We start from the raw sequence: 16,999 nt of genomic DNA on the forward strand, positions 1-16,999 counted from the left end.
AATGCTCCTACAGGCTGGCAACCAGCGTTTGCTGGTCGTCGTTGAAATCGACCAGGGCGACACGTAGTTGCACTGGGGTGATGGTGACGAAGTCGTAACGTCTGCAGGTGCGGCCGTACTGACGGATCAGCACGCGCAACAGGTCAGGGTTTTCGGAGAGCTGCGAGTCACTGAGGGTCAACAGGACGACGTCCCAGTCCCGATCGGGCATGCGCTCGCTGATCTCGATATAGCCAACGCCCAGACGCATCAGGATGCGTCTCAGGCCGGCGGTGCTGCCTGCGTCCACCGAGTTGATAAAGGCGTGTTTCACCCGCAGGCGAAATAAGCTCTCGGGCTCGCCGTTGAAGCGCGTGACGTCTCGCTGCCAGGCCCACAGTTCCAGAATGGACAGATGGCAGGTGTCGGCGTCGAACTGCAGGTAGGGCCAGCGCAGCCACTCGGTGGCCTGCTCCCACCAGAGCTGGGCGGTGGTCGCCAGCTTGGTCAGCTCCAGTCCTTCGAGCCAGAACGGTAGCTTGAGCCTGATCATTGCAGGGCCACCGCCAGGGAGCTGATCCGAGGAATGTCCAAGCCCGACACGATGTCGCTATTGGCGAACCGCAACGAGCTGATATTCGGAAACTGGGCGTGCAGTTCTTCGGTCAGCCGGCTGAAACTGAAACGCGACTGAGGAAACGTGCGAGTCGGTGCGTAGTCACTCTGTGTGCTTTCCCGGAACGCAGCGCGGATGAACAGCCCGATCTCAGCCTGCAGCGTCTGCAGCTGCAGCACGGTCAGGTTGGATTCCGGCCAGACCATGAGGCTGATTGCGTGCTGCGTCTCGGGCATGGCCATCGCCAGCAGATCGTCGCCGTGGCCGTGGTTTCCGCCGTCACGTATGTGCGTGTTGATCTGCTCCAGAAACGTATCGGCTGGCACGCCGGCATCGAACAGCACGAAAGCATTGGCACTGCCTGGCCCACGCGGCGCGCCGTGTTCAAAGTACACGCCGTCCGCTGCAACTCCCGGAAACCCGGTGATGATTGCCCGGTAAACGGCATCGGTATGCCATTGGTTCACCGCGGAGAACTGGTTGCGCACACGCAGGCGCAACTGATCGTCATGCTCGGAATCCGCACCGGGCGTCTGCAGCCAGTCGGTGTTGTTCACCACCTGGACGATGCCCGGTACTGACTGGGGCAACACTGCGTAATAACCTGGTGCCAGGTTGTAGCCGCTGCCGGCGCCGACGGCCTTGACCGGCACCACCAGTTGGCTCTGGCCCTCTTCAAAGCTGCGCGGTTCGGTTGTGATCAACTGGTAGATATGACCGTTGAGGGTCGGTGACTGGACGACCGTGCCGATCGGGACTTCCAGTTCGCCACCGGTGTTGGCACGGGTAAAGAGCAGTTCACCCGTGGCCACCGTGGCGGCCTTGCGTTCGATATTCACCGCCCAGGCAAGCATGTCGAGCCACTGTTTGCCGGCAGTCTTGACGAAGAAGTTCGGCAGCACCGTGCCGCTGACGAACTCCAGCAGCCACAACACCGGCTTGGTGACCAGAGCCGTGATGATCCGCCAGAACGGGCTGTAAGCGCTGGTGTTGCTCAGCGTGCTGCCGTGCTCGACGGCCAGCTTTTCCCAAGCCTGCTTGAGCTGCGCCTCAGTGGTTGGCACGCCTGAATCACTGAGTGCCTTTTTGAAGTCGACGGTCACAGGGTGATCTCCAGCAGGCCGAATTTCACGGTGGTGGCGGTGACCAGGTACACGCCGGGACTGCTCTGAACGATCTGCGCCGTGCCCGGTACCAGACGTTCGTCCGCTTCCACCAGCAGCTCCATTTGCTGAATGCAGTCGCGCTGACGTAGCCGGTCACGCTCGGCCACCAACGTGATCAGCAAACCGCTTTCACGGATCAGATGCGCGATGTCCTGGGCGATCGAGGCGCGGTCAGTTACCAGCAGTGGCTGGTGGGCTGGATCGAGCACCAGGTCGTTGTTGATGATCAGCAGATCGATGTACTCGCTCATCAGCCGCCCACCGCCATGGCCATCATGTTTTCCAGCTCCAGCGGGGTCATAGGCTTGGAGGTATTGATATTCAATGTCTCGACGTGGGTGCCAGGGCGCTGGTTAGGGTTCATGGCGTTGCTCTGGTTCTGGAAGCTTTGCATCAGTCCTCCTCTCGGGACGGCCTCGGGTTTAGTGGGGCTGATGGACGTATTGGCGTTGATCGCCTTGCGGGCTTCGATGCCTTTGTCCGACTTGGCGGGCAGCTCGATGACCTTTTCGACGCGCGCCGGCAGTACACTTTTGGGCTGCATTGAAGACGCCAGGTCAGCGGATGCCGGCGGCAGCAAGATCGGCTCGGCCTGGTTGATCTGAGGGGCTGGCATCTGCAACGGCTTGAAGGGCAACACGTTGGTTTGCGGCAGCTGCGCCTGGGGCGCCATGGCGTTCAGCATTGGCGTGACCGGCGCCGATGCCTGCGGTACCGCAGCCATCACCAGCGGCGGCGCCTGAATCGGCGACTGGGGCGAACTCACCAATTGCGGCAGCAGCGGCGCATCGACCAGCGGAGCCGTGATAGAGGGCAGTTCCGGCGCCACCGGCATGTCACCAAAGGCCGCGTCGATCTGCACACCTGGAATCTTGTTCAGCATTTCAATCAAGCCATTGATGGCCTGTTTAAAGATGTTGATGATGCCGTCCCACGCGGCCTTGGCCATGCCGGACCAGCCGCCCATAGAACCGAACCAGTCAGACAGGGAGGTCAGCTGTTCGCTGATCCACTGAAACGCAGCGGTGTTCATCACCGCCGCGCAAAGCTCATCCCAGTACACGACAGCCGCGACCACGGCGGCGGCCAGCAGAACGATACCGGCCACGATCAGCAGCACAGGGTTGGCCAGCATGGCGGCGTTGACCAGCCAGATCGCGCCCTGCCAGAGCAACATGCCGACCCGCACCAGACCCATCCAGGTGTAAAGCACCACCAGACCGGCAGCGAAGGCCGCGACCAGAACGGTGTGGAACAGGAACATGGCGATGGACTTGAAGCCCTGCCAGTTGAGCAGCTTCCACACCGTGAGCATGCCCAGCCAGACCATCTTGCTGGCCCCGACAACAAGGGTCAGCAACGACATTGCGGCGATGAATCCAAAGACGATCAGCGTCGTGATGCCGATGATCCGCGTGATGTTCGGGAATAGCTGCGTCCAGCGGGTCAAGGTACTGGCGATGCCCACCAGGCGCTCCATCAACGGGGTCAGGGTCGGAATCAGGGATTGGCCGAACGCGATGCGTAGCGCTTCGACGGCTTTGCCGAACTGCTGCCACGGATCGACCATCGCCTTGGCCATCTTTTCGGCGTTCTCCAAACCTCGGACCTTGCCCAGCTCGCTGATACCGTTGCGCAGCCGGTCGGTGTCCTTGGCAAGCGCACCGATCACCTGGGCACCTTCACCGCCGAACACTTCCGTCAGCTTGGTACCGGCGGCAGCAGTGGTCAGGTCGCCATACTTGGCGGTCAGCTTGTCCAGGATCTGGATCATCGGCAGCGCATTGCCAGCGGCATCGGTGAACGTGAGGCCGGTTTTCTCAGCGGCAGCGCCCATATTTTCGAAGAACGCCTTGTAGCGCCCGCCGGCGTCTCCGCCTTCCATGGTGCTGGACAGCGTACCGATCACTGCCATCTGCTCGGCCACGCTCACACCGGCCTGAGTGGCAATCGCGCCTACTTCCTTGAACGCGTCCTTGAGCTGGGCCCCGTCAGTGCGGAAGAGCTTCACCGCAAGCGCAGTTTGCCCGGTCAACTGCTCGACCCACTCGACTTTGCCCATCTTGTCGGCTTCGGTCTTGAACAAGTTGTACATGGTGCCCAGGTAGGCGCCGGTGGTTTCCGCGTCGGCCTTTGTGACCTTGGCCAGCAGGTTGCTGGAGCTGGTGATAGCGGCCAACTGACCGCCGACCAGCCCCTTGATGGCCCCATCGATGACGCGTGACGAGGCCACAAATTCGGCGGCGCTAGCCGCGTAGTCGATCGAGAATTCCAGGGCGGTCCGGTTCAGGGACGACAGCGCGTCCTCAGCAGTACCGAGGGCGCGCATGTCGCCCAGTGCCCGATTGACTTCCAGCGCCGGCTCGAGGGATTCGGTAATGGCCACACCTGCGCCCACCATGCCGGCCAAGCCTGCACCCATCTGAATGATGTTCTGCTGACTCTGGGCGGCAAGGTCGCTAAAGCTGGTTTTCACCTTGCCCAGTGGGGCGCTGACTTTGTCGGTCAGATTGAGGATGAAAGCCAGGCGGGCGGATCGGTCAGCCATCAGGGTTATCCGTTAAAGGCAGTAGAAATACCGTTGGCGACGGCAATTTCCATGCGTCTCCAATGTTCATCTTCTAGCCACTTGGCGGTGCCCATGCTCTCGATCGTGGGTTCAGCGCCAGGTAGCCAGCGTTGGGTCAGGGCCAACAGTTGGCCAAGCCCGTCTTCGGTCAGGCCTTCGGCATGGCCGAGGGCTTTTTTACGATCACTTCAACGTCCGGCGAATACTCTTCCAGCAACGCACCTGCGAGGGTCATGGTGGTGATCGGGTTTTCCAGCAGCACTTTCAGTGCAGCCTTGTCTTCATCCTTCACCGTGCCCATCAGCAGGTTATGGGCCGGGGCGACCTTGTTGGCCTGGGTGGTGGCGTTGAAGTATTTGGTGATGACCTGAGGGGTCAGGGAGAACGTGAATTCCTTGTCGCCACGTTCCAAAGTGATGTTGCGGTTTACTTCGCTCATGTCTGTATTTCCGTAAGGTTGAGTTGCAAAGGGTCAGGGTTGTGCCGGCGTGCGTTGCACGACCTGGCGGATGTAATCCTGCAGGCCGAGGATCATTTGCCGGCTTAAGGCGAGTTGATCGCGGAGGGTGAAATAATCCGATCGAGCGTCTGCTGCGAGTTCGGCGCTGCCTGCATCAGCCAGGCCGGAGGCTTCGGCGGTGGCGGACACAGATCCGGAGGCAGGACAGGTGGCGCGGATCCGCAGCCGGCCAGTACCATCGCCAACAGAGCGGCGCAGGCGGTCGTTTTCAGTGAGTGCATTGCTCAATTCCGTGGTGTTTCGTTGATCGATCGCGTCTCGCTCGGCGAGCATTTCGCCACTGAGGCGCGCCGCTTCGCGCAGGCCTTTCACTTCCGATTGCACGCTGCCCAGGTCTTTCAGCGCGTCATCGCGCTGGTCCACCACGCGCATGAACCAATACAACGGCACCAATGCGGTGATCAGCATCACGATGAGGGCGAGTCGGAACGGCGAAAGAGTCATTTCAGGCAAAGCTCCATCTCGGCCAGCCGGCGGTTGTGCAGGCCACGGATAAAGGTCTTGCGACCATCGGCACCGGTCACATATGCCCACACCGGCGTCGTGCCGTCAGAGGCCCAGGCCAGTGCTTTGCAGCCCTCGGCAATACGTCCCGCGTTAATCAGGCCGACGGCGCGGCTCGCGCACGTCGTGGGCATGCCGAAGTTGTGGCCATGGCTGCTCAAGGCGTCAAAAGTGTTCTGCCCAATCGCCTGATTGGTCAGGCAGTCCGCCAGGCTCAGTTGCCCCTTCGCGATGACCAGGCCTTCAACTTCGGCGCAGCGCGCATCGGACCAGTAGTCACCGACTACGACCGGTTCCGGGCTGGTATGGCGGGTGATGCCTTTGCAGACAGTCGGCAATCCACCGGCCAGCTTGTCGGCATAGACGACGTTCTGGCCGTTGCCTTCCCAGTCGCCCAGGAACGCGGTCAACGTGCCGCTGCAGAGCACCAGAACGCCGGCGAATATCTTGTTGCGCAGGCTCATCCCTTCACCTTCCAGTCACGCAGCATTTGGCGGTACTTGGGGACCAGCAGCAGGATCTGCAGCACCATGTAGAAAGCGGTCAGCATGTAAGCCACTGCCGACCAGTCGACAGCACCTGTCACACCAGTGGCGGCGACGCCGATGGCGGGCGAAGCTTTTACCAGGGCAATGGCGGTGTCCTGAGCAGCCTGATTCGTACTCATCGGCGAAGTCCTTTTTCGGTGAGGGTTTGGCAAGGGACGCAACGAGTCATGCCGCCCAGTGCCTGGCGCGCTGGCGGGATCTCCTTATCGCAATCCTCGCAATGGGTGAGGCTTGGCCCGCTCGCTCGCGATTTGGCCAACTGGGCCGCAATGGCTTGGTCGCGTTGTCGCTGCTCCAGAGCCTGCGCACGATCGAACGGGCAGACCATTACGTCAGGCCTTCGATTTCAGCAGCAGCCAGGTACGGCACACCGTTGATCTTGATGAAGTCCGGACTGGTGACGTCGAAAGGCACCTTGTGGGTGTTCTTCGCGCCGCCCTTGGGATCGATGCTCAGCAGGCTGGATACGCGAACCTTGCAACCGAACGCCTCGATGCGCAGTTCCTCTTCGCCGGCCTTGGCGAAGAACACGATGTCGAACGGTTCCAGCTCACGGAAACTTCCGGATGTTTTCGCCTGCTCGACCAACAGATTGAAGTTGGTGGTGTCCAGCTCCAGTTCGCCCGCTGCAGCGACATCGCCATCAACGTGGCCGTTTGGCACGCCCTTGGTCTGGGCCACGGTGCTGTTGTCCGTGATGTCCAGGGTGCCGGCCTCAACGTGAACGAGCAGATCGCCCAAGTTCACGTCGAAGTTCTTACCGCCAATTTTTGCGGCCATGTATTACTCCGAATCCGTTACGGAAAGATCGAGCGCGATGTTGGCGGTCAGGTCTTTCGGGCAGTTGAGGGGGCGCAGCTTTAGGTAGGCCACGACAGAGGTTTTGCTTGTCCAGGTCAGCACGATGTCGCCGTCCTTGGGCTGCTCGATCTCGCCAGGGAACACCTGACCGGCGAACTTGGTGGACTTGGCCATCGCACGCAGTGGGGCCATGAGCTTGGAAGTGGTGGTCGCCATGCTGTTGGCCGAACTGTTCAGGCTCCGATCGCCCACATAGCGAATCAGCAGGATTCGGACGCGGCGGGCAGCCTTGTCGACGACACGCAGGTTTTCGATCACCTGAAAGTCACTGCCCGGGGCATCCAGCAGATTGCCGTCACCCCAGTAGGTGCCGGGATAGTCCGGGTAGGTCTGTGGCACCGACAGGCGCGCTGCGTCCAGTTGTGTCAGTACGGCCGACGTCAGTGCTACGCCGTCCAGATCCTTCGGCTCAGCGCCCAGGCCCACTACTGCGCCGGTCGCAACGCGCATCGGCGTGTCTGCCACGCTCACGGAAGCGTTGGCCAGACGACCGGCAAGAACGCCCAGGTTGTTGCCGTGCAGTTGAGGTACCGGCAGGACCCGAGGCGCAGCCAGGCCGTCGACGATGGCTTTCTGTTCGACGACGTAGGCGCTCCAGGTCAGCTGCGGTGCGATGCCAGCAGTGGCGGCCATCACAAAGATGCGGCGGCCCAGCTTGTTGCTCAGGTCAGTGGCCGCAACGTGCATCGCTGACAGCTCGGCTTGGGTGGTCGACGGCTTGACCACCACCACCGCTTCAAAGGAATAGGTGCTGGTCGCGCTCTCCAGCGCCTGTTGCCACGTGATGTCATCTGCGATCGGAGCGGCCACGCAAGCCCAGCGATCGCCGCCGTTGCTGCGCGCCGCCAAGATTTGGGTTTTCAGGTCGCTGTCCGGAACGCCCAACTGGACATCCAGATCGCTCTGGGTATCGAGGGGGACCAGCTTGCCGACATTCTTGGCGGCGGGACCGATGAACAGGAAATAGCGTTCGATCTCGGTCACGGCACCCTGGCCGAGGTTGAGATTGTTAACGCTGACTTTGCCGAGTGCCATAAAGCGGTGCCTCGTTAGCGGGGAGAATTAAGGATTTGTTGCAGCACCAGATTCACCAGTTGGCTGGTTTCACTGTCGCTGGCACCGAGGAACTGACGTGCAGGTAGCCGGATGTCCCAGCTTTGCGCGCCGGCAGATTCGGCTCGTTGGTCGTCCAGGACGCGGATCAACAATCCCGCCCGGGCGTAGTTCAGGTGTTGCTGAATCCACGCCACGGATGGGCGTGTCAGGGTCTTTTTGCCGGTCTGGCGGGTTTTAAAGCCCAACCGGCGCAGGCTCTTGGCCTGCTTTTCAGTGGCAGCGGTACCCGGAGGGACCTTGTTCCACTCTCGCATCTGCGCGGCGGTGCGCCGTTCGGACACGCCGTTGTGTTGCTGCGAGGCAACCCAGCGGGTCAGGGTGTTACGCCAGCCCAGTTCGGCCTCGTTTCCGCTCAGGCGGGTGACATCGAGCAGCTTGCCCAGTCCCGCCTCCATCTTTTTCTTGCCCTTTGACGTGTCCTTGCGGGCTACAAACGGTGTGCCGTCCAGGTTCTGCTGGTTGCGGATGCGCTGGCGACTGAGGCTGCGCACGCGCTTGGCCACGTTGTTCAGCAGGCGCTTGCGCTTGGGCGTCGGCAACTCCATCAAAGCCAGCAGATCCTGGGCTTCGAGCATGCCGCGAATGTCCAGATCAAAGGCCATGGCCGGTCACCTCGCCGGTTTCCGCAACCCACAGTTCGAATGGCACGAATGACCAGGTCTTACCGAAGGCCTCGATCTCGCCTTCCAGATCCTCGGCCAGGTACTGGGCTTCGGTGAATTGAAGTTTGATGTCGACGTCGGCCAGGTCGTTGTCGAGCATGACCACGTCGAAGACGACATTGGGCAGACCGTCACGGTCCTGGTCGTGGGTTTCCAGCCAACTGCCCACCAAGGCAAACAAGCGGGCCGGGTGATCCGCGAAGCGCTCGATGGAAATTGTCGCGCCGTAGTTCATGTCACCCATGTGCATACCCTGGGTATCGGGCTTCCATACCAGTTCGACTTGTACCTGGTCGGTCCAGCTGTCGAGCTGTTCCGAGGCGACCAACTGGCGCTCCAGCAGGTACTGGGTCAATGCCTTCAGCTTGATCACAGCAGCACCGCCGTGATGCGCCCTCGGCCCTGCAGTGATCGGACGGCTTGCTGGCTGAACTCCAGAAAAGTTTCGCCGCGCTCGGGCAATTCTTTGCCAATGTTTTCCGCGCTTTCGCGACGATTTACGGTGGCGAACTGGGTCAGCAAACTGGCCTTGGCCCGGCAGTACACGGCGCGCTTGTATGTCGCTGTGTGAAATGTGTGCTTTGGCAGCACCATAGGGTCAGCACATTCCACGCAGGCGATGCCCATTTTCTGCCATTGGCCTTTGCGCTTGGCCAAGTCGCTATTGACCTCGCACATTGCTGTAGTCAAATCAGTGACCAGCATGTCCACCAGGTACTCCGCCGGCAGGCGGTAACCCTTCTGGAACTCGGTCACGGAGAGGTTCGGCCAAAAGCCGTCGTTCTCGATCACCTGTTCCACAAGGGTCGTGGGTTTCCCGGAAAAGCTCATTGCTGGGCACTCGAATAGGGGCGGGAAAACTGTTTCAGTGGGTCAGGGCCATAAATGGTTGGCTCACATCCACAGTTTCTCGCCGGGGGGGGTAGTCGGGTTATTCGGAGGCTTTGTTAGCCAGTTCTTTTGCCAGGGCCTTGCGTGCGCCCTCAAGGCGGGTGCCCACACCAACAGCGGCGTGCAACTCGGTGGCGCGTTCGAAGTGGGTGATGGCCTTCGTCCATTCCCTGGCGGCCAAGGCGCGGATCCCAAGCAACTTGTGGTACTTCGCCGGAATCTGCTCGGTCAGTTGCCATTCGCCATCGACACGCGGCAACAGGTCGGACACATACGGCTCTGGACTGCGCCCGGCTTTCTGCTCGGCCTCGGCCCACTCGAGCACCGCATCCGCGACAAACGTCTGCACGTCACGACTGAAGCGCTCAGGCATCGGCTGGTTTTGCTCCATCGCGAAGTTCGCCAGATCAAGACCCGCCTCGAATTGCACCGTGTCGAACAGCCAGACCAGGACCTGCATCACTACCGAGTTCGGGAAACTCAATCCGGAATCGCGGTAGCGCTGCACGTAGTCCTGGTACTTGGGCAGCAGCTCGTCACGCTTGAGCTGCTGTCGCAGTTCGCGGCTGTTAATCGCGCTGACGCGTTCCAGGTCCTGCGCCAATGCGTCTTCCATCAGCCTCAGGTGTTTCTTCGCGTTGGCTGGGCTGGACAGCGCGGTGGCGGATGAATACGCCACTGCTTCGGCACCGGCGCGCGCAGCGACTGGACCTTCGGCCAGAGTTCGGCGCTTGTGCGCCAGTGCCAGACTCATCAGACCAGCTCCACGTTTTCAGTCATCGCGAACTTTTCAAGCTGCTCGATCACATAGCCTTCGTTACGGCTGTTGTAATCCTCGACGCGAGAGCGTTTGGGGTTGTCGATGGTTTGCTTGCGCCAGCTGGAGTCCTGGAAGTAGATCGACAGGTTGTCGAAGCTGGTGACCATGACGCCGTTGACCGGGAAGAAAGGCACGCTAAAGCTCGGCAGACCGCCATAGGTCGCGATGACCTGAGCGTCTTCGATGCGTTCTTTTTCGGTCGGAACATCGCCTTGCTTGGCGTAAAGCTTCGCCTTGTCGGCGGCCAGCAGATCGCTACCGATGATGGCGATCAGATCACCGCCGTCACGCAGACGCTCGTCGACCATCTGCTTGGTGTCGTGCACGAGGGCGTCAAGGTTTGGGTAATCACCGCCCTCGCCCAGCGTGACTTTGCCGGCAGTAAGACCTTGGGACATGACCTGCTGCGGGATCTGCTCGCGAGCGATCTGCAGCCAGCCTTTGTTGACGTCCTGCAGCATCGGGTGGGCGACGATATCGGTCTGCGCAGCAGCGCTGGTGCCGTGGAAGCCGATCATGATGCGATCGAGCGCGATCTGTTTCTGCACAGCAGCAGAGTACTTCTGATGGAAGTCCGGGAATTTCGCCCAGGCGTCGATTTTCGCGTATGGCAAGCTGACGTCGGACTCGGTGGAAAACAGCTCGTAAGTGTTTTCGTCGAGCGCCGAGCCGTCCTTGGCTTCACGATCGGTGGTCTTGGTGTTGGTGCGTCCGGTCACAGGACCGGAAACGCCCAGGAACACTTTCTGACCTTTGATCTCGCTCACGCCAATGACGTTGATGCGCTGCAGGAAGTCCGATTTGGCAGTGATCGCCTCGTTCAGCTCTTGAGCGACTGTCGGTTCAACGCTGAACATTTTGCTCGCCAGCTCAACGCCGTAGTTCTCGGCGATATCGAGCTGCATCTGCGCGAACATTTTCGCGCCATAAGTGCTAAGAGACTGGGCCATGTCAGAGCACCCGCGCTTTAGATTTGTCGGCAGGGCCGGTGACGCGAGGAACGGTGCGAGGGCTGACGGTGTTGAACGCCTTGTTCAGCAGCTTCTCGATGCTGGCCAGGCGCTTGTCGGTATCGCCGCCTTTACGGGCGAACTCACGGTCGGTTGCGGCCTGGTCGACGATGTCCTTAACAGCGGATTCAACATCGTCGACTTCGTCAACGATAGGATCTACGACGTCTTCTGTGACGGGTTCGATCACGGTCTGAATGCCTGCAGCAACAAGCAACAGTTGCTCCAGCAGTGCCTTCAGCGCCTTGGCTGTAGCTTCATCCATTGGGGGTTTGCTCTCGGTTGGGGTTTGCGGGGATGCGGGGGTTTCTTCGACGCCGAAGCGCTTGAGCAGCCCCGCGAACAACGCGACAAACTTGTTCAGTTCGCCTTGCGGTGGATCGTCGCGTAGGGGACCAAGCTCGTGAGAGGCGGCGAAGTACGCGGCCTTGCTGGTCTTGTTCGAAAAGTAGAGTTCTTGAGTGCCCAGGCTGGCCGGCTCATCGGTGACACCCAGGCCAGTCAGATAGGCTTTACCGGTGTTCGCGAAGTTGGGCGTGATTTCGATGCTGGTGAACAGCTTCTCGCCCTGGTCGTTGAGCCACAGCAATTTGTTGTTAGGCTTCAACTGCGCCTCGAGGGCAATTTGCCCCGGGGCCAGATCGTCGCCTTCTTCCACCAGGCGCACCGCGAAGACAGTGCCATGGGAGCCCGGCCACCGTTCGTGGTCGCACCAGATCACAGCCGTGTACAAAGACGGCTTGTAGGTCTCAGCGATATCACGCAGTTCCTGGGGAAGGATCTCGCGGCCATCTACGGTCGGGCCGCTGGTGGCGACACGTTTCCAGAACGAAACAAGGGAACGGGGCATGGGCGATAACTGCGCTCAATCGGTGATTTGAGCCGCCACGATATTCACCGACAGACCACCAAACAAACGGTTAACTTTTGCTTTGGTCCTATATCGCCGATATAGGTGGATGGCGGAATTTAACCTCGCGTTTCAAGCGTTTTCGCCGCATAGACTGCGGCCATGCCATACGCCCCCGAACTTAAAGAAGCTGCCAAACGTCTCTATTTACGCCGCTGTAAGCCGCGTGAAATTCAGGCGCAATTGTCCCTGCCCAACATCCGGATCGTTTACTACTGGATCCGCCAGGGTGAGTGGGACGATATGTTGTCGGATGAAGAGCCGCTGACAGCCGTTGGCCGGCGAATCACCCTCCTCCTGGACAAATCCACATCGCTGTCCAAAGGCGATCTGGACGAACTCGACCGTCTAACCACCGTCCGCGAACGACTGTTAAAGCAGACGACAAAACCGGCGCCGGTTTCGGTTGGAGATCCGCCGGCGGATGATGGCCAGCGTCGAGAAAATCAACGCAGTGACCGTCGAGAGCGCGGCGATCGCAGCGACAAAGGCGGGAAAAAGCGCGAGAAGAAAGCCAAGAACGAAGTCGGCGATCTAACGGAAGTGGACTTCCTCGACAAGTTCATCAGCAAGATGTACGGCTATCAGAAAGAACTGTTCGCGGCGAAGCAGAACCCGCTGACGAGCCGGATCCGGAACATCCTCAAAAGCCGCCAGGTGGGTCTGACCTACTACTTCGCCGGCGAAGCGTTCATGGACGCTGTGCTCACCGGTGACAACCAGATTTTCCTGTCGGCCAGTCGCGCCCAGTCCGAGATTTTCCGCAGTTACATCGTGTCGTTTGCCCAGGAGTGGTTCGGCCTGGAACTGACCGGCAACCCGATTGTGTTGAGCAAAGACGGCAAGCCGTGGGCCGAGCTGCGCTTTCTGAGCACCAACAGCAGTACCGCCCAGGGTCACCATGGCCATGTGTACGTCGACGAATATTTCTGGATTCGCGACTTCGAAAAACTGAACACCGTCGCCAGTGCCATGGCCACCCACAAGAAATGGCGTAAGACTTACTTTTCCACGCCCAGCGCAGTGTCGCATCAGGCCTACCCGTTCTGGACCGGCGAGAAATTCCGCAACAGCAAACGCAAGAACGCCAAGGATCCGTGGCCCAGCGAAGCACAAGCCGCAGCTGGCTCGCTGTGTCCGGACGGGCAGTGGCGCAAGGTCATCACCATCCTCGACGCCATCGCCGGCGGCTGTGATCTGTTCGACCTCGAGCAGCTGCAGCTGGAGTACGACGAAGACAAATTTCAGCAGCTGTTCATGTGCAAGTTCATCGACAGCACGCAGAGCGCCTTTTCCTTGGTCGACCTGGAGCGCTGCTATTCCGATCTGTCGTTGTGGGCCGACTACGACCCCGACGATCCGCGACCGTTCGGCAACAGCCCCGTGTGGATTGGCTACGACCCAAGCCGCACCCGCGACGATGCCAGCTGTGTGGTCATCGCCCCGCCGCTCGAGGACGGCGCCAAGTTCCGGATTCTGGAAAAGCACAGCTGGCGTGGCCAGTCGTTCAAGTACCAGGCCGAGCAGGTCAAAAAACTCACCGAGCGCTTCAACGTCCAGCACATCGGTATCGATACCACCGGCATCGGCTACGGCGTGTTCGACCTGGTGCGCGACTTCTATCCACGTGCGACTTCAATTCACTACAGCCTTGAGACGAAAAACACTCTGGTGCTGAAGGCACAGGACACGATTCAGGGCAGCCGCATCGAGTGGGACGCTGGCTGGAATGACATCGCTCAGGCGTTCCTGACGATTAAGCGCGGCACCACCGGCGGCGGGCAAGTGACGTACAGCGCATCGCGTACCGACGCATCCGGCCACGCCGACATTGCTTGGGCAATCATGCATGCCCTGGCCCATGAACCCCTCAACACCAACAAGCAGCGGCGCAGCCGCTACACACTCAGCGGATCAAGCACCAATGGGCAAACCAGTAAAAAACCAGCCGCAAAAACCAGCACCAGGTCCGATGCGGGCGTTTTCATTCGGTGCACCGGAGCAGGTTCTGACCGAGAACATCGGCCATTACCTTGGCGTGTTCGCCAGCCACGACGGAAAGACCTACACGCCGCCGGTGTCCCGCCAAGGCCTGGCCAAGCTGCTGCGCGCCAACGCTCATCACGGCGCCATTCCCGGGTTCAAGCGCAACCTGCTTCTGCGCGAGTTCATCGCGTCTGAGGGTTGTTCGGTTCAAACCATGAGCCGTGCGGGCTTGGATTTCATGGTGTTCGGCGAGGCGTACTTTCTGCGCAACCGCAATGCCTTTGGCCAGGTGCTGCAAATGGAGCATCTGCCGACGATCAACATGCGGGTCAAGGTGGGTGGCGGATTTGTAATGCTGCTGCCGGACGGCAAGCAAGTGGAGTTCGAGGAAGTTGAAGTCGAGCACGTCATGAATTACGACGTGGAACAGAACGTCTATGGCGTGCCCGACTACCTGGGCGGCATGCAGGCGCTGCTGCTCAATGAGGCCGCTACCCTCTTCCGCCGCCGCTACTACAGCAACGGCGCGCACGCCGGTTACATCTTCTACACCAACGATCCGAACCTGACCGAGGAGGACGAAGAGTCTCTGCGCGACCAGATCAGTGCGAGCAAGGGTGTGGGTAACTTCCGCTCGATGTTCGTAAACATCCCGGGCGGCAGCGAGAAGGCGATCCAAATCATCCCGGTTGGCGACTTCCAAGCCAAAGACGAGCTGGAGAAGGTCAAGAACATCACGCGTAACGACGTGATCGCCGCGTGGCGGATGAACCCAGCCCTGGCGGGCATCATTCCGGAAAACAGTGGTGGCTTCGGCGACATCGAGAAGATTGATCGTGTGTACACCAGCAATGAGATCCGCCCGATCTGCCAGCTGTTCGACCAGTTGAATGACACGTTGCGCGAAGACAGGAGAATCAGCTGGAGAACGCCAAATCAAGAAGCAAAAACCACTGAATAAATAGACAGTAGTAGGTGATTATCACTATAGGTGACGGCATAATGATGGCTCTGAAACCCTGGGGAGGGAACCATGCGAATTTACTGCACTGCCTGCGACTACAAAGGACGTATCAGTTCACGGGAGGAAATTACTCGTGGCTATGTGAAGCTCTACTGCCAATGCCTGGACGCGAAGTGCGGGCACACTTGGGTATCCGAACTTACATTCAAGCATTCCTTGAGACTTCCAGCCCAACACCTCGACACACTTCTTCTAGAGAGAATCAGAAGTTTGCCGCCGGATCAGCAGCAAGAACTATTCCTGCAGGTCGGCTCTTCGCAACCAGGCTGACCCAAGTACCCTGTTCGCAACCTCCCCGACGCGACCCAGCCTCCCCGTTCTCGTGGCCCCACTGCACATCTCTCAACATCTACACCGTAATGCCTGCATCGCAGGCATATAAGCCGCCTACACGATCTGAGCTGATACCCACAATTCTGGCGCGGCGGAACCCGCGTAGCGGCCGGTGGTCTGACAATTTCGCCCCAAAAATTTCAGCCGCGCCGCCCGATCGTGCCCGCGACCGCCGCTCGCAAATTTCGATTGCACCTCGGCGCGCCCAATTACCGCTTTTGACGCCCGCTGGATCCACGGCACTGAGTGCCGGGTATCCAGCACCGGGTGCAGGGCACTGCCCTGCCGCTGGGCGGGCGCGCAGCCCGCGATCCTCATAAAAAGCTGAGCGCAGCGAACTGAGCCCTTGGGCGAAGGCATCATCTTGTACCCAACACACTGACCCTGTGGACACCTCGAAAGCCTCTTTTTATACCCAACGGGGGTGCTGAGGGGGGTATAAAATTCCATTTAATTCAAAGGCTTTCTGGTTGCCCCGTTTGCGCGCCGGCGGCGCGGCTAAATTGCGCTGTAAAGGAGACGCACGCATGGCCGATTGCCGCCATGGCGATGCACGGCGGAAGGTTGGGTGCAGAGATAAGGTGTTTTATCGACTGCCAGACGTAGCCTGGCCTCGCAGGGGATGCGATCGTTTCGGGGGGCTAGGTGTCTGTCTTGACCTGGATGCTGCGCATCAGACGCGCCAGAGATTCGTCCACGCCACCTGACCTACTGTCGGGTGCCTGGGAAGCCCTAACACGACCGGGTGAATTGACCTGCTCTGGCATCTCCCCCTGGCTGTGAGCCACCTTGCGTGCCTCACTACGTTCCCAGTTGGTACGTGACTTCTCGCGCCGTAAGGCTTCCAGAGACGCCTTCTCCTGACGCGCTAGGCGAAGCCCGCTGATGTCACGCAGCTCCTTTTCACGCTTCTTCAGTGCGGCCTTTTTCGCCCGGTGCCAGAGGTACCGTACACCGAGGTCAGCAAAGAACTTTTCAGTGAATCGCACCAGGACACGAGTTCGCACCAGGTTAAGTCCAGCTTCGTCCTTTTCATCCAAGCGAATTTTCTCGACGCGCCGGTAAACATAGTCGGCCAGTTCCATGCTGTGCAGCAGGCGATTGAAGGACGCAGCAGAGACGCCGCTATCCTCTGCGACACCGCACTGGGTGTTGAGGAAAAACTGCCCCCGCTCGACGTCGAGCCATCCCATAACGCCTGTCGCCAGATCCAGGCGTAGAAGCATCTGCTCGGCAACCTTAGCCAGCGCATCGAATTTCTCAGAGCGTGTACGGCGGCCACCATGAATGGTGTCCAGATCGCGTAGGTACATACCGCGCAGGTCGCCGATTTGGCTCAGGCGCTTGAACGCCATCCGCAGAAGGGGGTTTTTGAGCTGCTGGCCAGTCAACCGGCGGGGAGCGGAATACCGGGGTGCGCGAGCAGGCGCTCGCAGAGCCGCGTGGGGATCTTTCTTGTCGCGATGCACAGCAGTAGGTCGGCC

General features: G+C 60.0%; 22 protein-coding genes. 3 read left to right on the forward strand and 19 right to left on the reverse strand.

From position 1 onward, the window contains the following. Positions 1 to 7 precede the first annotated feature (7 nt). From ICA15_RS05595 to ICA15_RS05680, 18 genes are all read right to left on the reverse strand, one after another. Positions 8 to 532: a phage tail protein gene (locus tag ICA15_RS05595; RefSeq protein WP_210701010.1), complete on the reverse strand. Its 525-nt coding sequence runs from the start codon at positions 530 to 532 to the stop codon at positions 8 to 10. After that, a complete protein-coding gene (locus ICA15_RS05600) occupies positions 529 to 1,698 on the reverse strand; it encodes a baseplate J/gp47 family protein (protein WP_210701011.1) in 1,170 nt (389 codons plus the stop codon). Before ICA15_RS05600 ends, ICA15_RS05595 begins: the two co-directional genes overlap by 4 nt. Next, positions 1,695 to 2,012 (reverse strand): DUF2590 family protein, encoded by a 318-nt coding sequence (locus ICA15_RS05605; RefSeq protein ID WP_210701012.1) that lies wholly within the window; start codon positions 2,010 to 2,012, stop codon positions 1,695 to 1,697. The genes ICA15_RS05600 and ICA15_RS05605 overlap by 4 nt, the downstream gene beginning before the upstream one ends. Beyond that, positions 2,012 to 4,309 (reverse strand): phage tail tape measure protein, encoded by a 2,298-nt coding sequence (locus tag ICA15_RS05610; RefSeq protein WP_210701013.1) that lies wholly within the window; start codon positions 4,307 to 4,309, stop codon positions 2,012 to 2,014. Before ICA15_RS05610 ends, ICA15_RS05605 begins: the two co-directional genes overlap by 1 nt. A gap of 5 nt (positions 4,310 to 4,314) precedes the next feature. Beyond that, entirely contained in the window at positions 4,315 to 4,458 is a 144-nt protein-coding gene (locus ICA15_RS28560) for a DUF6890 family protein (protein ID WP_003342293.1), read from the reverse strand. A gap of 20 nt (positions 4,459 to 4,478) precedes the next feature. Next, positions 4,479 to 4,769, reverse strand: a complete 291-nt coding sequence (locus tag ICA15_RS05615; protein WP_210701014.1) for a putative phage tail assembly chaperone — start codon at positions 4,767 to 4,769, stop codon at positions 4,479 to 4,481. Between the two features lie 33 nt (positions 4,770 to 4,802). Next, positions 4,803 to 5,294: a lysis protein gene (locus tag ICA15_RS28500; RefSeq protein ID WP_210701015.1), complete on the reverse strand. Its 492-nt coding sequence runs from the start codon at positions 5,292 to 5,294 to the stop codon at positions 4,803 to 4,805. Next, positions 5,291 to 5,818 (reverse strand): lysozyme, encoded by a 528-nt coding sequence (locus ICA15_RS05630; protein WP_210701016.1) that lies wholly within the window; start codon positions 5,816 to 5,818, stop codon positions 5,291 to 5,293. The genes ICA15_RS28500 and ICA15_RS05630 overlap by 4 nt, the downstream gene beginning before the upstream one ends. Then, positions 5,815 to 6,021, reverse strand: a complete 207-nt coding sequence (locus ICA15_RS05635) for a hypothetical protein (protein ID WP_210701017.1) — start codon at positions 6,019 to 6,021, stop codon at positions 5,815 to 5,817. Before ICA15_RS05635 ends, ICA15_RS05630 begins: the two co-directional genes overlap by 4 nt. Next, complete coding sequence (locus ICA15_RS05640; RefSeq protein WP_210701018.1) at positions 6,018 to 6,230, reverse strand: TraR/DksA family transcriptional regulator; 213 nt, start codon at positions 6,228 to 6,230, stop codon at positions 6,018 to 6,020. Before ICA15_RS05640 ends, ICA15_RS05635 begins: the two co-directional genes overlap by 4 nt. Further along, the gene (locus ICA15_RS05645) at positions 6,230 to 6,682 is read right to left on the reverse strand and encodes a phage protein (RefSeq protein WP_210701019.1); all 453 of its coding nucleotides are present in this window, start codon (positions 6,680 to 6,682) and stop codon (positions 6,230 to 6,232) included. The genes ICA15_RS05640 and ICA15_RS05645 overlap by 1 nt, the downstream gene beginning before the upstream one ends. Positions 6,683 to 6,685: 3 nt before the next feature. Next, complete coding sequence (locus tag ICA15_RS05650; protein WP_210701020.1) at positions 6,686 to 7,798, reverse strand: DUF2586 domain-containing protein; 1,113 nt, start codon at positions 7,796 to 7,798, stop codon at positions 6,686 to 6,688. Positions 7,799 to 7,812: 14 nt separating this feature from the next. After that, entirely contained in the window at positions 7,813 to 8,481 is a 669-nt protein-coding gene (locus tag ICA15_RS05655) for a phage virion morphogenesis protein (protein WP_210701021.1), read from the reverse strand. Then, positions 8,471 to 8,914: a phage tail protein gene (locus tag ICA15_RS05660; RefSeq protein ID WP_210701022.1), complete on the reverse strand. Its 444-nt coding sequence runs from the start codon at positions 8,912 to 8,914 to the stop codon at positions 8,471 to 8,473. The genes ICA15_RS05655 and ICA15_RS05660 overlap by 11 nt, the downstream gene beginning before the upstream one ends. Then, positions 8,911 to 9,372, reverse strand: a complete 462-nt coding sequence (locus ICA15_RS05665; protein WP_210701023.1) for a head completion/stabilization protein — start codon at positions 9,370 to 9,372, stop codon at positions 8,911 to 8,913. The genes ICA15_RS05660 and ICA15_RS05665 overlap by 4 nt, the downstream gene beginning before the upstream one ends. Before the next feature lie 100 nt (positions 9,373 to 9,472). After that, entirely contained in the window at positions 9,473 to 10,186 is a 714-nt protein-coding gene (gpM, locus tag ICA15_RS05670) for a phage terminase small subunit (RefSeq protein ID WP_210701024.1), read from the reverse strand. After that, positions 10,186 to 11,202 carry a phage major capsid protein, P2 family gene (locus ICA15_RS05675; RefSeq protein WP_210701025.1) on the reverse strand — a complete coding sequence of 339 codons (1,017 nt, stop codon included), beginning with the start codon at positions 11,200 to 11,202 and terminating at the stop codon, positions 10,186 to 10,188. The genes gpM and ICA15_RS05675 overlap by 1 nt, the downstream gene beginning before the upstream one ends. 1 nt (position 11,203) lies before the next feature. Further along, positions 11,204 to 12,112, reverse strand: a complete 909-nt coding sequence (locus ICA15_RS05680) for a GPO family capsid scaffolding protein (protein ID WP_210701026.1) — start codon at positions 12,110 to 12,112, stop codon at positions 11,204 to 11,206. A gap of 162 nt (positions 12,113 to 12,274) precedes the next feature. Here ICA15_RS05680 and ICA15_RS05685 point away from each other — a divergent pair, with 162 nt between their 5' ends. The 3 genes from ICA15_RS05685 to ICA15_RS05695 all read left to right on the forward strand — a co-directional run bounded on the left by ICA15_RS05685 (position 12,275) and on the right by ICA15_RS05695 (position 15,452). Then, positions 12,275 to 14,353: a terminase large subunit domain-containing protein gene (locus ICA15_RS05685; protein WP_210701027.1), complete on the forward strand. Its 2,079-nt coding sequence runs from the start codon at positions 12,275 to 12,277 to the stop codon at positions 14,351 to 14,353. Further along, complete coding sequence (locus ICA15_RS05690; protein WP_210701028.1) at positions 14,250 to 15,119, forward strand: phage portal protein; 870 nt, start codon at positions 14,250 to 14,252, stop codon at positions 15,117 to 15,119. The genes ICA15_RS05685 and ICA15_RS05690 overlap by 104 nt, the downstream gene beginning before the upstream one ends. Before the next feature lie 72 nt (positions 15,120 to 15,191). Beyond that, complete coding sequence (locus ICA15_RS05695) at positions 15,192 to 15,452, forward strand: ogr/Delta-like zinc finger family protein (protein WP_210701029.1); 261 nt, start codon at positions 15,192 to 15,194, stop codon at positions 15,450 to 15,452. 704 nt (positions 15,453 to 16,156) lie between these two features. Here the strand turns inward: ICA15_RS05695 and ICA15_RS05700 are convergent. After that, complete coding sequence (locus ICA15_RS05700) at positions 16,157 to 16,870, reverse strand: hypothetical protein (RefSeq protein ID WP_210701030.1); 714 nt, start codon at positions 16,868 to 16,870, stop codon at positions 16,157 to 16,159. Between the last annotated feature and the right edge of the window lie 129 nt (positions 16,871 to 16,999).

The sequence above is a fragment of the Pseudomonas sp. P116 genome (assembly GCF_020149425.1).
Taxonomy (GTDB): Bacteria; Pseudomonadota; Gammaproteobacteria; order Pseudomonadales; family Pseudomonadaceae; genus Aquipseudomonas; species Aquipseudomonas anatoliensis.

Excerpts from the sequence above, each read along its gene's own strand:
- ICA15_RS05595 (WP_210701010.1), bottom strand. The coding sequence starts at position 532 with ATGATCAGGCTCAAGCTACCGTTCTGGCTCGAAGGACTGGAGCTGACC.
- ICA15_RS05605 (WP_210701012.1), bottom strand. The coding sequence starts at position 2,012 with ATGAGCGAGTACATCGATCTGCTGATCATCAACAACGACCTGGTGCTC.
- ICA15_RS05610 (WP_210701013.1), bottom strand. The coding sequence starts at position 4,309 with ATGGCTGACCGATCCGCCCGCCTGGCTTTCATCCTCAATCTGACCGAC.
- ICA15_RS05615 (WP_210701014.1), bottom strand. The coding sequence starts at position 4,769 with ATGAGCGAAGTAAACCGCAACATCACTTTGGAACGTGGCGACAAGGAA.
- ICA15_RS28500 (WP_210701015.1), bottom strand. The coding sequence starts at position 5,294 with ATGACTCTTTCGCCGTTCCGACTCGCCCTCATCGTGATGCTGATCACC.
- ICA15_RS05630 (WP_210701016.1), bottom strand. The coding sequence starts at position 5,818 with ATGAGCCTGCGCAACAAGATATTCGCCGGCGTTCTGGTGCTCTGCAGC.
- ICA15_RS05635 (WP_210701017.1), bottom strand. The coding sequence starts at position 6,021 with ATGAGTACGAATCAGGCTGCTCAGGACACCGCCATTGCCCTGGTAAAA.
- ICA15_RS05640 (WP_210701018.1), bottom strand. The coding sequence starts at position 6,230 with ATGGTCTGCCCGTTCGATCGTGCGCAGGCTCTGGAGCAGCGACAACGC.
- ICA15_RS05645 (WP_210701019.1), bottom strand. The coding sequence starts at position 6,682 with ATGGCCGCAAAAATTGGCGGTAAGAACTTCGACGTGAACTTGGGCGAT.
- ICA15_RS05650 (WP_210701020.1), bottom strand. The coding sequence starts at position 7,798 with ATGGCACTCGGCAAAGTCAGCGTTAACAATCTCAACCTCGGCCAGGGT.
- ICA15_RS05655 (WP_210701021.1), bottom strand. The coding sequence starts at position 8,481 with ATGGCCTTTGATCTGGACATTCGCGGCATGCTCGAAGCCCAGGATCTG.
- ICA15_RS05665 (WP_210701023.1), bottom strand. The coding sequence starts at position 9,372 with ATGAGCTTTTCCGGGAAACCCACGACCCTTGTGGAACAGGTGATCGAG.
- gpM (WP_210701024.1), bottom strand. The coding sequence starts at position 10,186 with ATGAGTCTGGCACTGGCGCACAAGCGCCGAACTCTGGCCGAAGGTCCA.
- ICA15_RS05675 (WP_210701025.1), bottom strand. The coding sequence starts at position 11,202 with ATGGCCCAGTCTCTTAGCACTTATGGCGCGAAAATGTTCGCGCAGATG.
- ICA15_RS05680 (WP_210701026.1), bottom strand. The coding sequence starts at position 12,112 with ATGCCCCGTTCCCTTGTTTCGTTCTGGAAACGTGTCGCCACCAGCGGC.
- ICA15_RS05685 (WP_210701027.1), top strand. The coding sequence starts at position 12,275 with ATGCCATACGCCCCCGAACTTAAAGAAGCTGCCAAACGTCTCTATTTA.
- ICA15_RS05695 (WP_210701029.1), top strand. The coding sequence starts at position 15,192 with ATGCGAATTTACTGCACTGCCTGCGACTACAAAGGACGTATCAGTTCA.
- ICA15_RS05700 (WP_210701030.1), bottom strand. The coding sequence starts at position 16,870 with ATGGCGTTCAAGCGCCTGAGCCAAATCGGCGACCTGCGCGGTATGTAC.